Raw genomic sequence first — 15,668 nt, 5'->3', positions numbered from 1 at the left:
CATGTGTAACCAATCGACAAGTCTTCTTTATCGTGTCATGAGGTGAGGGAAGTCTCGCTAGGAGCACGGGCGCTGGGGCTGGACGTGGTCTCCCTTTTCACTAGGGTTATAAGAGGAAATTTTTTATACTTTTCTATTCTTTCGGTAAAAATCGGCCTAATGGCTGATTTTTTAACCGTCTATAGCCTTCCTTTCTAAAATTCGCATGCGATATACATTCGTAGCTGTTTCCGCTAACTGGTCCATCAAATTGTAGTTCGCGTATGCACCAACAACTGCGCCGATTCCCGGAATCAATTGAAACATCTTCACTAAATCGATATAATCGCGATATTCTTGTTGAAATACTTGCCAGTCCATATCGAGTAGCTTCTCTTTCTGTTCCTCCCAATTTTCAAGGATAAATAATGTTTCTTTCCGTTTTGCATCACTTGAGAATGCAAGCAAAAAAATATGCAAGAGAAATAAGCGTTCTTCGTATTTCTTTGGATCGAAGCCGTAAATTACTGCTGCTTCAAATAAAAATTTCATTTTTATCGATAATAATAATGGAAAATCTGCAAGACCAAGAAAAATTCCTCCTGCACCAGTTCCAGCACCTTCGATAACTGCTGTTTTTCTATATTTCGTATGCTTTTCCTTAAAAGCCTCATCCATTTCATAAAGACTCATTCCCAATTTAGTTGGTTTCTTAGTTGTAATATTAGAGCCTGCAAGCGTGGCTTTTACCATATTTTTAATGGCCTCTGTAATTATCTTATGTGCCTTTTCTGGTATCCAGCTGTTTACCTTATTCTGTGCCTTCTTTGAAAAGCCTTTGATCAGACTTGGCTTCTTCATTACTTTTACACGCCAGGCCTGTACTTCATTATATGCTTTTATCTCATAGTCCCTCATAATCAACTCACCCTTTTTTTCACGTGTTATTTGTTTATACGAATTATAAGCGCAAAAAGTTCTTTTTATTATAATCGCTATTCATAGATATTTTCGGAGCGACTGGCCAGAAAGTAAAAATTATCATAAGTTAGTTCACAGTTTATATGTACTACGAATAAAAAATATATCCCGTCTATGCCAGAATCAGCATAAACGGGATATACAAATTTTCTTAATGATATTTATCAATTATTCCTTATTCTTAACTTTCCAAGGTGTTCCTAAAATCGGGAGTGCCCAGCGGTCAATTCCATACCAACCTGCAACTTTCCACGCTAAAACTAAGAACATCGCAATGATTAACATAACCGGGTTTGAACTAACAGTTCCTGCAAGTAAAAAAGACATATTCATCAGTGCACCAAAGAAAGCAGCAATACCAGTTAATAAACCAACGATTAATCCGAGACCAATCAATAATTCTCCCCATGCAACCATATAAGAAAATACAACTGCGTTTGGAATAACAACACTTTCAAGGAACGTGGCATACCATCCTGCGACTTCACCATCAGAAGCACTAGCTAATACACCGAGCATAAATCCTTCAAGTGCAGTACCAGCATTTTCTCCTACCCAGGCATCATTCGTGATTTTCCCAAATCCAGCAGTTACCCACGTATAGCCAAGGTACAGTCGTAATAACAGCCATATCCATGCTGAGTTTGTATTAGAAAATAACCATTTCGACAATGGATTTTCTTCAACAATTATTTCTTTTCCTCTTGTTCCCTTTCTTACTTCAACCATTTCATCACCTCTCCAAGTTTTCCCCTTCCTTGATATGATATCCAAAAATATTATTTATCAAAACATTTTTTAACGAAGATTACACTGTATTAATATTGCAATGATTACCTACACTAAAACGTGAAATCAGCATAATTATAGGTAATCAATTAATAAAAAAAATACAATTATTATTCGAGATTAATATATTGATGAAAGGTACTTTTTTAACTATACTAATGAAGATATGAGAGGAGTTAATACCATGGAAAAAATGAAGCTTGAATCTAAAGTCTATTCCGTTCTAAAGGATAAAATACAATTAATAAAATCGAATGATCGTGCAATTTACTTGGTGGGGCCAATTAAGCTCCCCGTTAATTTATATGGTGAGACTGTTGAATTTAAATGGTATTGCTGGTTAAATTATGATGAGGTAACAGAGGACTATGAGAAAATCATCGAAAAGCTATCGTCTTCTAATCTCGCTGAGTATCAGCAATCAAGTGTGCTTGTTTATGGTGACTTTGAAAATAATTCAGAAGCATTGATCCGAATGCATTCGATTTGTCATACAGGCGATATATTTGGCAGCAAACGTTGTGATTGTGGTTTCCAACTGAAACAATCGATGAAGAAAATCACAGAACATGGGACAGGTGCTTTGTTTTACCTAGCAAATCATGAAGGAAGAGGGATTGGCTTATTCTCAAAAGCAATGGCATATGTTTTACAAGAGAATGGCTATGATACAGTCGAAGCAAATGAAAGTCTTGGCTTTGTCAATGACTCCAGAAATTATGAAGATGCAATCCAAGTGTTAAAAAGCCTGCGCACAAAGCCTGTAACTTTGATAACGAACAATCCCAATAAGCTAGAAGCATTAGTGAATTCGGGCATGTTTGTTGCAGGCAGAGTACCATTATGGGGCGACATTTCCGAATACAATGAAAAGTATTTGCAAACAAAGATTATCAAATCTGGTCACCTAGAGGCTGAAGGGAATTGCTCAAATGAGTAACCATGAATTCTATATGGATTTAGCACTTAAAAATGCGCAAGCAATGAAGGGACAGACAGATCCGAATCCATTAGTAGGATCTGTTATTGTTAATGATAATTTTATTGTCGGTGTTGGCGCTCACATGAAGGCTGGTGAAGCCCATGCTGAAATTAACGCATTGCGGATGGCCGGTGAAAAGTCAAAGGGTGGCACAATATATGTCACACTGGAACCGTGCTCCCACCATGGAAGGACAGGTCCATGTGCAACTGCGATTGTTGAGGCAGGAATCAAAAAAGTCGTCATCGCTACCCTAGACCCAAACCCAATTGTTGCTGGGAATGGTGTAAAAATACTTGAAGACGCTGGTATTGAAGTTGTTGTCGGAATAAAAGAAGAAGATTCCATCAAAATGAACGAAGTATTTAATAAATATATTATCCATCAGAAGCCATTCATTACATTAAAATCAGGGATTACACTGGATGGAAAGGTTGCTTCCCATTCCTTTAACAGCAAATGGATTACATCTGAACAAGCAAGGCTCGATGTCCATCAGCTTCGAAGTGAAAACAGGGCAATATTAGTAGGGATAAATACAGTATTAAAGGATGATCCCGCGCTAACTGCTCGAATTCCCAATGGCAGGAATCCAATTCGTATTGTCATGGATTCTAAATTGAGAATTCCATTAGACTCTCAATTAGTTACCGATAATCAAGCAGAAACTTGGATATTTACTAGCCAAAATCATGATCAAGAAAAACGAAGCAAGCTGGAGACATTAGGCATCTCCATCTTTGTAACGACTGGGATTGATTCAGTTAACCCAACAGATGTGACAACCGCGTTAGGTGAAAAAGGCGTCTCCTCGGTTCTTATTGAAGGCGGTGGGAATATCAATGCTGCCTTTTTAGAAAATAAATTAATTGATAAAGTCGTTCTCTATGTAGCACCGAAGCTTATTGGCGGAAGTGAAGCCCCCTCTTTCCTTGAAGGGACTGGAATTGATAAGATGAAGGATGCAGTAGAACTAACCGATATTACTATTTCACCAATCGGACCGGACTTTAAATTCACAGGCTATCCAATTTACAAGGATGACATGAAATGAGATTCGGCTTCGATATTGACGACACATTAATCAACCTAAGAGAACATGCCTTCCATATCTACAAAAAAAAATTAAATAATAATCTCGCAATCGATGTTTTTCATGCGATTGAAAGAGTCGAAATCCACGAGCCATTTGGTTTAACTGATGAACAGGGTAAGTCGATGTGGAACCTTTCTCTCGAAGAAATTTATTATACCGACTGCCCAATTTTCCCTGGTGCACTAGAAACATTACAGCGCCTAGAAGAACGCGGTGATGAAATATACTATGTTACAGCTCGCCCAAAGGAACATGGTGAGCGAACCAAACAGTGGTTAACAGAACGAGGATTTCCAGTTCATCATGATCGCTTCTTCTACGGAATGCAGGATCATGAAAAGGTTCATATCATCCGTAAATTGCAGCTTGACTATTATGTGGATGATAAGCCAACAATACTTCATACACTTAAAGATAATAAGACAAAATTATACTTAAAAGATCAATCCTATAATCGCCATCTCGATGAATTCCCACGAATCATCAATTGGACTGATCGTCTATTTTAGCAGATGAGATAGTATCAAACTATCTTGTCTGCGTTTTTTTCTATTACCATTTTCTAAGTGATTTTCTCTTCTTTCTAGGTAATGAAGAGTTGTAAACTGCGAACTACTGCAATGTTGATTTCTCGTTGCGGACAGTTGTTGTCCGTCGGTGCCGCGGCCTGTCCCATTGAAAGAAAATCACTACCGATGAATCTTCTGTCGTTGCTATTCCCGCAGGAGTCTCCTGGCCTCCGCTACAATCAACGGCCATTTGAAAGGTAATACCATCTTATCTAATATAGTGAGAGCTATAAATCGTAAATAATAATTCGCAACACCCCAGCGGAGAAAATACACGAAGACTCCTCGAAAATAAAGTTCAATTTTCTTCATGCGATGTAATGCTGCCGAAACCTTCCTTGTCCTGCAGGAGGAAGGGCCTAGGTGAGACTTCGAAGTGGGAAAGCACAAGAAGGCTCACCAGCCCCCCTAAAGTGCGCGAAGTGTATTTTAGGAGCGACCGGCCAGAGAGCAATTGCTCTCATAAGTTTACTTCTTAGCGATATATTGCATATTCCAATTTAAGCGTTTTTACGGTATACTGTTTTTATAGATATATCATAAGGGGGATGTCCATGCCTATACCAACTAACCATGCAAAACCCATTAGGCAATCTGCCAAGGAGAATGCATTTAAACAGTTACAGCAATGGATTATTGACGGAACACTGCTTCCAGGTGAAAAATTAAATGATACCGAGCTTGCGCAAGCTCTTAGCGTGAGTAGAACGCCAATTCGCGAATCACTACAGCTCCTGGAAGTTCAAGGATTTGTAAAAATGTATCCAGGTAAAGCAACACAGGTAACTGAAGTAGATAGAGAAGCAATCAAAGATCTCCTGCCCCCTCTAGCTGCCTTGCAAGCACTTTCAGCGGAATTAGCAATCCCCAATATAACCAGTGAGACTATCAAATTGCTTGAAAGTACGAATGATCGATTTGCGAGCGCAATCCGCTCGAAAAATTTTTATGCTGCCTTAAAACTAGACGAGGATTTTCATCATATTATTGTTTCTGCAGCTAATAATCCATATATTACTAAAGTTATCGAATCACTCCAGGCTCATGTTAGACGATTGTTTTATCATAATTCCATTACACTAACCGAACAATCAATTGATGACCATGAAACGATAATTTCACTCTTAAAGCAAGGTGACAAGGTTAATATTTCATCAATCATGAAGGAAAATTGGCTACGAACCATCGGGGCTTTTGAAAACGGCAATTAGTGATATTTAAGGAAAACCACTAATATATTATATCTTACATAAAAAAACCGGATCCCTAGTATGGGTTCCGGATTTTTTGTACTTATGCTTCTTGTGTTGCAGTTGAATGCTGTATACGAGCGATAATACCTGTGATGGCAATTACAATAAGTGCCGGCAGTAACCATCCAAGTCCCTGTTTATACAACGGCAGGTATGTTTCATAAAAATCAATAATAGGGCTTAGCCAGTTAAAGTAGTCTATTTTAAGAGATAAACATAACTGCTTCAACCCATCGATGATACTTACGAAAAATGTGACAATTGTTGTTGCAACATAGACAAAGCGCTTATGCTGGAACAATGGTGAAACGAACGTTAGTATCATCAGCACAATCGCTAGAGGATACAAGAACATTAGCATAGGAAGTGAATAGGTAATAATATTTGTTAATCCAAAGTTTGCAATAACAAATGAAAACGCAGAAAAGAAAATTACAAAAGCTTTATAGCTAACTTTAGGCAGTAATGTGTGGAAGTATTCTGCATTTGCAGTGATTAATCCAATAGCAGTTGTCAAACAAGCAAGGATGATCACAATTGCCAGCAGTATCAAACCAATAGATCCAAAGTAATAGTCTGCCGCGCCGCTAAGAACTGGTCCACCATTGTCAAAGAAACCTAATACACTTGTGCTTGTCGCTCCTAAATATCCGATTCCTACATAAATAAGTGCTAATAATGAAATTGCAATAATGCCTGACTTCGAAGTTGCACGTAGTATACCTGATCTAGATGTAACTCCCATTGATTTTACAATATTGATGACAATAATACCAAATACTAGTGATGCAATTGCATCCATCGTGTTATATCCTTCAAGAAACCCTTTTGCAAATGCACCACTTACATATCCTTCTCCTGGTGGCTGGATTGCCCCCATTGGTTTAACCAAAGCTGTAATCAAAAGAAAAACAAGTAATACTACAAGTGCAGGTGCTAATATTTTCCCAACATTATCCACTATCTTCGCTGGATACATTGAAAATAAAGCCGTAACCAAAAAGAAGAGGAAACTAAATATCATTAATGCTTCAACTTGAAAACCCTCACCAACAAAGGATGAAATACCTATATCATACGCAACTGTCCCGGTACGCGGTGTTGCAAAGAATGATCCAATCGTTAAGTAAAGCAATGATGTAAAGAGTATTCCATAAATTGGATGAACTCTACTTGCAAGGTCTTGTAAATTATTACTGCCTGAAAAGCCCATTGCCAAGATTCCAAGTAATGGAAGTCCTACTCCAGTAATCAGAAATCCGATTATTGCTGGTAAAAGATTGGTCCCAGCATATTGCCCCAACTGTGCAGGGAAGATTAAATTTCCTGCTCCGAAAAATAATGCAAATAGCATAAATCCAATTGCTAAATATGCACCAACTGATATCTGCTTGTCCTTCATTTTATGTTCCCCCTAGTTGGTATCGTTCTATGACGTATTCCAATTGTTATTTTATTCAGATAATTCCATCTGATTAAGTGTAATATTTGTTATCATACTATCTTTTTCAGTATAATGCAATATATTACAAATGTTTTTCCGACAATCTTCGAGAAAATATCCAAAGCAGCTGACTATACTCATGAAGTCAAAGGTTCTAGACTATTGTATTTTCCAATATAAACCATACTTTAGATGATAGAAAAGTACAAGCATCGTTTTAGATTTGAAAAAGAAATATATTGCTATCAAAAAAAGACCATTCCCACTTTTTACAGATAGGTATGGTCTTCACATATTCTTTTCCATTATCATCATACAGATTGTTTATAATCACTTATCCACGCTTAATCTTCCAAATATCTGTAGCATATTCCTGAATCGTCTGGTCACTCGAGAATTTGCCGGAATAAGCAATGTTAGTAACACTCATATTGAGCCAGGTGGACCGGTCGCGATATGCACGTTCTGCAAGCTCATGTGCTTCCAAATAAGGTTCAAAGTCTTTCAGTACAAAGTACGGATCATTATGATAGAGGATATTATAGTAAATATCCTTAAATTCAATATCATGGATGCCGAATTCGCCTTGATTTAATTGATCCAATATTCTTCTAATCCGGTCATCCGTGTTATAAATATCTTGAGCGTTATATCCACCATTTTGATAATAATGTAACACTTGTTCCGATGTTAATCCAAAGATAAACATGTTTTGATTTCCGACTAGGTCATTAATTTCAATGTTTGCTCCATCAAGTGTACCAAGGGTCAATGCACCATTCATCATCATCTTCATATTCCCGGTACCAGAAGCCTCTTTACTAGCAGTTGAGATTTGTTCACTAATATCTGCTGCTGGAATAATCTTCTCTGCAAGACTAACATTATAATTTTCTAGAAAAATAACTTTTAGTTTCCCTTGAATATCCTTGTCATAATTTACAATGGAAGCAACGGTATTAATGAGTTTAATTACTTCCTTTGCCATATGATAGCTCGGTGCAGCCTTTGCACCAAATATAAACGTTCTTGGAGTTAAATCCTGATTTGGATTCTCCTTCAGCTCGTTATATAAATAAATAACATGGAATATATTGAGAAGCTGGCGTTTGTACTCATGCAGTCGTTTTATTTGTACATCAAAAATAGACTGATTGTCAATTAATATTCCTGTCTGGTGATAAATATAATTTGCAAGTGTATTCTTATTCTCATGCTTCACCTGATCGAATTTCTCGAGTAACGACCTATCATTTGAGTATTTTAATAAGCTTATTAACTGTTTTGGGCGTTTGACCCATTGTGGTCCAATTACATCTGTAATCAATTTAGCTAGCTCAGGGTTCGCTTGGAGCAGCCAGCGACGATGGGTAATTCCATTGGTCTTATTATTGAATCGCTCAGGAAAAAGTGAATAGAAGGTCTTCATTTCTTGCTTCTTTAGTATCTCTGTATGAATACGCGCAACCCCATTTACGCTAAAGCTGCCAACAATTGCAAGTCTAGCCATATGTACTCGATCATCCGCAATAATGGCCATCTCATGGACCTTTTGCTGTAATTCTTCATGATGGAGCCAAATATCTTTACAGAACCGTTCATTAATTTCATTAATAATCATGTAAATACGAGGCAATAGGTTTTGAATCATGTCTTTGGGCCAAGTCTCTAACGCCTCACTCAGTGTCGTATGGTTTGTATAGGCAAATACATTTGTCGTAACTTTCCATGCTGCATCCCAACTAAATCGCTCCTCATCCATCAAAATCCGCATCATCTCTGGAATTGCAAGACTTGGATGGGTATCATTTATTTGTACTACTACCTTTTCAGGTAGATGACTTAATGATTTTCTGTTCGTCTTTTTATAGTACTTAATGATATTCTGGATACTTGAGGAGACGAGGAAATATTGCTGCTTTAGCCGTAATTCCCTTCCCTCATGACTGGAATCATCTGGATAAAGAAACCCAGAGATTTGCTCAATCGAATGCTGATGATCTAGGTCACGATAAAATTCGTTATTCTCTCCAAATGACTTTTCATTATCCTGAAAGACAGCTTCCGCACTCCATAAACGAAGCGTATTTACTACCCCATTCTCATAGCCGAGAATAGGAATATCATAGGGAACTGCCATCACTTTATCTGTATTCTCGTATTTAAATTCTAATGTACCATCATTCCGTTTAAACATATGTACATCACCATGAAACTGAATAACAACCGCTTCTTCCTCATTTCTTGTTTCCCATGGATAGGGATCCTTCAACCAATAATCTGGTAATTCGACCTGGTTACCATGGATAATACGCTGTTCAAATAAGCCATAGCGATAGCGGATTCCGTAGCCATGACCAGGATAGTTTAACGATGCAAGTGAATCTAGAAAGCAGGCTGCCAAGCGGCCCAAACCACCATTTCCTAAACCGGCATCATGCTCTTCAGCATAAATGTCCGTCGGATTGAACCCTAGCTCCTCCAACACCTCATTGGCAATTTCCAGCATCCCACAATTCAGTAGATTACTCTCCAGTAACCTGCCAATTAAGAATTCCATCGATAAATAATATACTTGTTTATTATTTTCATTCTTATATTTCTTATCTGTTTGAAACCATTGTGGTCTTATTTTCTCATTGACAACAGACGTAAGGGCGTAATAAACATCTTTACCGGTAGCCTCTGACACTTCGATTCCTCTATCGATCATTAGCTTGTTTATTATTTGTTCCTTCAGATCACTTGCCGTTAACTGTAACAAAGAAATCATCTCTCCCTATCGATAGATTGGTGTTGGGACTAATTGTTCGTACAGATTGCTATAATCATGAGCGGAATCCTTCCAGCTAAACTGGCTCTTATTCACATTTCGGAGCAATTGCTGCCATTCAGTTTGATAATGATATATTGCTAAGGAATAACGTAGAACTCGTAACAGTTCATGTGCATTATAGTTTGCAAAACTAAAACCATTTCCTTCACCAGTTAGTTCGTTATATGGAATAACAGTATCCTTAAGTCCACCGGTTTCCCGAACGATTGGCACGGTTTTATATTGTAAGGCGATAAGCTGTGCTAACCCGCATGGTTCGAATTTAGACGGCATCACAAAGAAGTCTGCACTCGCATATAATTGCCTTGCTAGTCCTTCATTAAAGGTAATAAGTGCGGATACTTTATTAGGATAGCGATTTGCAAGATCAGAGAAATAATGTTCAAATTCCGGCTCACCGGTACCTAGTATAATAAATTGAACATCCTCTTGAATGAATTCCTCTAATATAGTCTGCACGAGATGCAGACCCTTTTGTTCTACTAGTCTTGTTATAATAATGTATAATGGCATATTCCCTTCAATAGGAAGTCCGAGCTTCTTTTGGAGAATAATACGATTCTCGATTTTCTTCGCTCGGGCAGAGCGATAATTTACACTAAGATTTGGATCTGTCAATGGATTATATTCCCTTGTGTCAATTCCATTTAGAATACCTACTAAATCCTGTTCCCTTTCAATTAGCATTGGATCTAAGCCTTCCCCATAATATGGGTTCTTAATCTCTTCTGCGTATGTCGGACTTACAGTTGTAATTTTATCAGCATGAAACAATGCACTTTTCAAACAGTTCAACATTCCGTCCCATTCCATACCGCCGATATGCTCTCGTTCTAGTTCAAAAAAATCGGGAAAAGTATCAATTGGCATTAAGCCTTGATATTTAATATTATGGATCGTGAAAACAGTTTTCATTCCATCAATTGGCTTAAGAATATTGGCAAGTGCTACAGCAATACCAGCCTGCCAATCATGTGCATGAAGAATATCTGGTTTAAAATCAAGGTGTGCCAACGCTTCAATAACCGCTTGACCAAAGAATACAAACCGTTCTCCATCATCATAATATCCATAGATACCCTTCCTCGTGAAATAATAGTCATTGGCGATAAAGTAATAGATGATTTGATCATGGGTTAATGTAAATATGCTCACTTCTTGATTACGCCACCCAAGTTTGACATCGAAGGAGGTGAGATATTCCATTTTGCTTCTCCATTCGTCCGCTATTTCGTCATAAAGTGGTAAAATGACACGTGTTTCTATTTGTTCATTCTGCTTCAATGCCTGTGGCAGAGAACCAACGACATCTGCAAGTCCCCCCGTTTTAATAAAAGGCACACATTCTGATGCAACAAATAATACGTTTTCCATTTATAATATCTCCCCTTTCTTCGGTATAACGATTAAACCGTTTGTCTTTTCGCAACAACATATGGCTTATCTTTCGAGCCGATAATCCGCTGTCCTTCTGTTACATGAACATCCTTATCCAAAATCACATTTTCCAAATATACCCCTTCATCAATTGTACAGCGCTGCATAATGATAGAATTCTTAATCGTTGTCCCCTTTTTCACAGAAACTCCCCTAAATAAAATACTATCTTCTACCTCCCCAGCAATCGTACATCCATTCGCCAGAATTGAATTTTTCACAACCGAATCTTTACGATATTTCACTGGTGGACTTGTTGATATTTTTGTTCTTATGAAGGTTGGCTGATAAAATAGTTCTCGATAGTTTTCCTCTGCTAATAGTTTCATATTTTGGCGATAATAGCTTTCAATCGTGTTAACAAATGCACTGTATCCCCGATGCCGATATGTTTGAACTTTCAAATCTGCGAGACGTTCTTTAATCCCATGAACAAAAAAGTGATTATTGTTATACGCAATACAATCATCCACTATCTCCATTAATAATTCTTTATTTATAATATAAACTCCTGTAAAGAGTGTCGGGTTCTTCCGGTCATTCGTAATATTTTTCACCCAACCAATATCGTCTGATTCAATTCGAAAATACGAATTATGCTCCGGTTGCAGCTCTTCGATTTTCGTTGAAATCAGTGTCACATCTGCTTTTCGATCGAGATGAAACTTGAAAGCATCATGATAATCGGTATTAGAAATAAACTGACTTCCACTAATTAATACATAAGATGATTTACCCCGGCGAAAATAATCACGATTATTATGAAAGAATTGCAAGTCCCCTCTAGACATATCCGTTGGGTCATTCCAGTCAGGAGGCAGGATATATAATCCGCCATTTCTCCGATCTAAACTCCAATTTTCACCTGTTCCAAGATGGTCAAGCAAGGAGCGAAATTTTGAACGGGCAAAAATTGCAACCTCCTGCACACCAGAATTTACCATATTTGAAAGTGCAAAATCAATCATGCGATATCTCCCGCCAAAAGGGATGGAGGAACCATTGCGGAAATAAGTTAATTCATTAAAAATATGGTGTTCATGCTCCAAGTTTATTAAACCCATCATTGTGTCCATTAAATTTCCTCCCCAGATAGTGTCAACATCCCTGATAAAATTTCTTGATTGATTACAAGCGGCTCTTCTTTTTCACTAATTCGAATACTTGTTCCTTCAGGTATTTCTGTATTTTCCATAACAATGACACGTTCTAGCGTGGTATTTTTCCCTATTTTCACTCCTTGATGCAAGATCGATTGATTAATTACACAGCCGCGTTCCACTACTACATTCTTAAATAGCACCGAGCTTTCAATCGTTCCATAGACAAAGCATCCAGAATTAACGAGCGAATGATGAACTACTGCACCTTCACCGATAAATTGCGGTGGGAAGTTAGAGTCATTGGTATATATTTTCCAGTTTTTATTGTTTAATGCTTGTCCCCAATCCTCATCCAACAAGTCCATATTTGCTTCCCAGTAGCTTTGAATTGTTCCGACATCTTTCCAATAGCCATCGAATTGATAAGCGTAAAGACGCAGGTCATTATCTAACATTGCAGGAATAATATCCTTTCCAAAATCATGGCTGGATGACTTCTTCTGTGCATCTTTTATTAAATATGCTTTCAATGTTTCCCAAGTAAAGATATAGATTCCCATTGAAGCTAGATTACTTTTTGGATTTAATGGTTTTTCATCAAATTCATAGATTCGCAAACTTTCCGTCGTATTCAGAATGCCAAATCGTGATGCTTCCTCCCAAGGAACTTCGATTACAGATATTGTTGCATCTGCATTATTCGCTTTATGCTGTTCCAGCAGTCGTTGGTAATCCATTTGATAAATATGATCACCAGAAATAACAAGGACATACTCGGGATTATGTTGATTTATGAAATGGATATTTTGATAGATTGCATCAGCGGTTCCAGAGTACCAGTCCCCACCGTTCTTAGCGGTATACGGTGAAAGTACGGACACGCCACCAGTCCCACGGTTCATATCCCAAGGTTTTCCGTTACCAATATGCCGATTCAGTTCAAGAGGTGAATATTGTGTTAATACTCCTAGCGTTTGAATGTTAGAATTTGTACAATTGCTCAATGTAAAATCGATAATCCGATATTTTCCACCAAATGGTACAGCTGGCTTTGCAATATTATTCGTTAATGCACCTAATCGTTTTCCTTCTCCTCCAGCTAACAACATCCCGATAATCTCTTCCAAATCTATGTCCTCCTTCAAAAATTGATTTATCCCGCATAGCACGAGAGATAATGAGCTTTAACAAAACATATATGATTAAGACCATCTCACATAAATGACTAATTCATTAACTAACATTAAGTGGGTGGATCCTCCACTTTAGCTTGATGAAAAACAGAAATAGCCAAAGGCGGAACTTTAATCTTGATGTGCTGTGGCAATCCATGCCATTTTTCTGGAAAGCTAAAATGTTCTACTTCACTAGTCACCCCTGAACCACCATATTCAGATTGATCTGAGTTAAAAATTTCCCGATATTTCCCTGGAACTGGAACTCCAACTTTATAATCATAATATGTTACAGGTGTAAAATTACATATAATAACTAGATCATCATCTGATTGCTTACCCTTTCTTCTAAAGGCAACAATACTTTGATCAATATTATGTGGGTCAACCCATTCAAAGCCTCGAGGATTATGATCATACTCGAATAATTGCGGATGCTTCTGATAGAAACGATTTAAGGCTTTTACATACGTATAGATCCCGTGATGTAATGGATAGTTTAATAAATGCCAGTCTAATTGTTCTTTATCCTTCCATTCTGCATATTGGCCAAGCTCACCCCCCATAAATAAAAGCTTCTTACCTGGGTGCGCCATCATATACCCATACAGCAATCTTAGATTGGCAAACTGCTGCCACTGATCACCAGGCATTTTATCCAATAGGGATTTTTTACCATGAACGACCTCATCATGTGATAATGGTAATAAGAAATTTTCTGAGTGAGTATACATAAAAGAGAATGTAAGCAGATTGTGATGCCACTTACGGTGTACGGGTTCTTTCTTCATGTATTTCAGCATGTCATTCATCCAACCCATATTCCACTTAAAATTAAAACCGAGACCACCAGAATAGGTCGGGGCAGTTACAAGAGGAAGATCAGAACTATCTTCAGCCATCATTAACGTACTTGGCTTGTAAGAAAAAACCACTTCATTTAGTTTGCGAATAAATGCGTATGCTTCAAGATTCTCTTCCCCACCAAATGAGTTATAGATTTTCTCCTCGCCATCTGGTCTGTCAAAGTTAAGATGCAGCATACTTGCGACAGCATCAACCCTGATGCCATCAATATGGTATTCCTCAAGCCAGAAAAGTGCGTTGGATATTAAGAAGCTTTGTACTTCAGGACGACCAAAGTCAAAGGTTAATGTTCCCCAAGCTTTTTTCTCTGATTTTTTCGGATCGGCATATTCGTACAAGGGCCGCCCATCAAATCTCCTTAATGCAAAATCGTCTTTACAAAAATGCCCCGGAACCCAGTCCATAATGACTCCGATATCATGCCTGTGGCACATATCAACAAAATATTTAAATTCATCAGGAGTTCCATACCTTGATGTAACGGAAAAATAACCGGTTGTCTGATAGCCCCACGATAAGTCAAATGGGTGCTCAGATAATGGAAGCAGTTCAATATGAGTAAATCCCAGTGATTTCACGTATGGGAGTAACTCATCCGCAAGCTCCTGATATGTATAGTATTCACCCGATTCTTTCTTCTTCCATGAACCTAAATGTACTTCATAAATGGTGATTGGCGATTGATGTGGATTGTACACTTTTCTGCTTTCTTGCCATTCTTCATCATGCCAATCATAGGTTGAATTAGCAGTTGTAAGTGACGCTGTTGCTGGTCGCAGCTCCGATTGAATAGCATAAGGATCTGCCTTTAAAGGGAGCTGTTCATTAGAAGAAGTTAATTTATATTTATAAGCGGAACCTACTGGGATATCTTCAAAAAAACCAACCCATAGCCCCTCATTCGTAACTCTCCTTAGGACATGACTATTTCCATCCCAATGATTAAAATCTCCTACAACACGAACACTATCCGCATTCGGTGCCCAAACCGCAAACCGATGACCTTGAATACCTTCCCATTCAATTTGGTGGCAACCCAATATTTTGTGACTACGATAATTTGTGCCTTGATGAAATAGATAGATGTCTTGCTCTGAAATGTTGAAGTACAATATGCTCCCCCTCATATGAACCTAGCTGCACTTATTAAAACGATG

12 protein-coding genes are annotated in these 15,668 nt (G+C 37.9%); 4 read left to right on the top strand and 8 right to left on the bottom strand.

Annotation, left to right across the window (positions count from 1 at the left end; all coding sequences use genetic code 11):
* Positions 1-171 precede the first annotated feature (171 nt).
* Together CUC15_RS01860 and CUC15_RS01855 are read right to left on the bottom strand one after the other, a co-directional pair.
* Positions 172-897, bottom strand: a complete 726-nt coding sequence (locus CUC15_RS01860) for an EcsC family protein (protein WP_114915095.1) — start codon at positions 895-897, stop codon at positions 172-174.
* Between the two features lie 231 nt (positions 898-1,128).
* Complete coding sequence (locus CUC15_RS01855) at positions 1,129-1,689, bottom strand: DoxX family protein (protein WP_114915094.1); 561 nt, start codon at positions 1,687-1,689, stop codon at positions 1,129-1,131.
* Between the two features lie 244 nt (positions 1,690-1,933).
* Between CUC15_RS01855 and CUC15_RS01850 the strand changes: the two genes are divergently transcribed.
* The 4 genes from CUC15_RS01850 (at position 1,934) to CUC15_RS01835 (ending at position 5,607) form a co-directional block, all read left to right on the top strand.
* Complete coding sequence (locus CUC15_RS01850; RefSeq protein WP_114915093.1) at positions 1,934-2,689, top strand: GTP cyclohydrolase II; 756 nt, start codon at positions 1,934-1,936, stop codon at positions 2,687-2,689.
* On the top strand, positions 2,682-3,785 hold the full coding sequence (ribD, locus tag CUC15_RS01845; RefSeq protein ID WP_114915092.1) for a bifunctional diaminohydroxyphosphoribosylaminopyrimidine deaminase/5-amino-6-(5-phosphoribosylamino)uracil reductase RibD: 1,104 nt from the start codon (positions 2,682-2,684) through the stop codon (positions 3,783-3,785). Before CUC15_RS01850 ends, ribD begins: the two co-directional genes overlap by 8 nt.
* Positions 3,782-4,336 (top strand): 5' nucleotidase, NT5C type, encoded by a 555-nt coding sequence (locus CUC15_RS01840; RefSeq protein ID WP_114915091.1) that lies wholly within the window; start codon positions 3,782-3,784, stop codon positions 4,334-4,336. Before ribD ends, CUC15_RS01840 begins: the two co-directional genes overlap by 4 nt.
* A 614-nt stretch (positions 4,337-4,950) precedes the next feature.
* Entirely contained in the window at positions 4,951-5,607 is a 657-nt protein-coding gene (locus CUC15_RS01835) for a GntR family transcriptional regulator (RefSeq protein ID WP_114915090.1), read from the top strand.
* An 82-nt stretch (positions 5,608-5,689) separates the two neighbouring features.
* Here the strand turns inward: CUC15_RS01835 and brnQ are convergent, their stop codons facing one another.
* From brnQ to glgB, 6 genes are all read right to left on the bottom strand, one after another.
* A complete protein-coding gene (gene brnQ / locus CUC15_RS01830) occupies positions 5,690-7,051 on the bottom strand; it encodes a branched-chain amino acid transport system II carrier protein (protein WP_114915089.1) in 1,362 nt (453 codons plus the stop codon).
* 376 nt (positions 7,052-7,427) lie between these two features.
* Positions 7,428-9,857 (bottom strand): glycogen/starch/alpha-glucan phosphorylase, encoded by a 2,430-nt coding sequence (locus CUC15_RS01825; protein ID WP_278309190.1) that lies wholly within the window; start codon positions 9,855-9,857, stop codon positions 7,428-7,430.
* Positions 9,858-9,872: 15 nt separating this feature from the next.
* A complete protein-coding gene (glgA, locus tag CUC15_RS01820) occupies positions 9,873-11,303 on the bottom strand; it encodes a glycogen synthase GlgA (protein WP_114915087.1) in 1,431 nt (476 codons plus the stop codon).
* A gap of 32 nt (positions 11,304-11,335) precedes the next feature.
* Positions 11,336-12,442: a glucose-1-phosphate adenylyltransferase subunit GlgD gene (gene glgD, locus CUC15_RS01815; protein ID WP_114915086.1), complete on the bottom strand. Its 1,107-nt coding sequence runs from the start codon at positions 12,440-12,442 to the stop codon at positions 11,336-11,338.
* Entirely contained in the window at positions 12,442-13,596 is a 1,155-nt protein-coding gene (locus CUC15_RS01810; RefSeq protein WP_278309189.1) for a glucose-1-phosphate adenylyltransferase, read from the bottom strand. Before CUC15_RS01810 ends, glgD begins: the two co-directional genes overlap by 1 nt.
* A gap of 116 nt (positions 13,597-13,712) precedes the next feature.
* Positions 13,713-15,638 (bottom strand): 1,4-alpha-glucan branching protein GlgB, encoded by a 1,926-nt coding sequence (glgB, locus tag CUC15_RS01805; protein WP_205317642.1) that lies wholly within the window; start codon positions 15,636-15,638, stop codon positions 13,713-13,715.
* Positions 15,639-15,668: the final 30 nt, after the last annotated feature.

The organism is Oceanobacillus zhaokaii, assembly GCF_003352005.1.
Classification (GTDB): Bacteria; Bacillota; Bacilli; order Bacillales; family Amphibacillaceae; genus Oceanobacillus; species Oceanobacillus zhaokaii.
This window is presented reverse-complemented; position numbering and strand designations above follow the sequence as displayed.

Excerpts from the sequence above, each read along its gene's own strand:
- CUC15_RS01860 (WP_114915095.1), bottom strand. The coding sequence starts at position 897 with ATGAGGGACTATGAGATAAAAGCATATAATGAAGTACAGGCCTGGCGT.
- CUC15_RS01855 (WP_114915094.1), bottom strand. The coding sequence starts at position 1,689 with ATGGTTGAAGTAAGAAAGGGAACAAGAGGAAAAGAAATAATTGTTGAA.
- CUC15_RS01850 (WP_114915093.1), top strand. The coding sequence starts at position 1,934 with ATGGAAAAAATGAAGCTTGAATCTAAAGTCTATTCCGTTCTAAAGGAT.
- ribD (WP_114915092.1), top strand. The coding sequence starts at position 2,682 with ATGAGTAACCATGAATTCTATATGGATTTAGCACTTAAAAATGCGCAA.
- CUC15_RS01840 (WP_114915091.1), top strand. The coding sequence starts at position 3,782 with ATGAGATTCGGCTTCGATATTGACGACACATTAATCAACCTAAGAGAA.
- CUC15_RS01835 (WP_114915090.1), top strand. The coding sequence starts at position 4,951 with ATGCCTATACCAACTAACCATGCAAAACCCATTAGGCAATCTGCCAAG.
- brnQ (WP_114915089.1), bottom strand. The coding sequence starts at position 7,051 with ATGAAGGACAAGCAGATATCAGTTGGTGCATATTTAGCAATTGGATTT.
- glgA (WP_114915087.1), bottom strand. The coding sequence starts at position 11,303 with ATGGAAAACGTATTATTTGTTGCATCAGAATGTGTGCCTTTTATTAAA.
- glgD (WP_114915086.1), bottom strand. The coding sequence starts at position 12,442 with ATGGACACAATGATGGGTTTAATAAACTTGGAGCATGAACACCATATT.
- glgB (WP_205317642.1), bottom strand. The coding sequence starts at position 15,638 with ATGAGGGGGAGCATATTGTACTTCAACATTTCAGAGCAAGACATCTAT.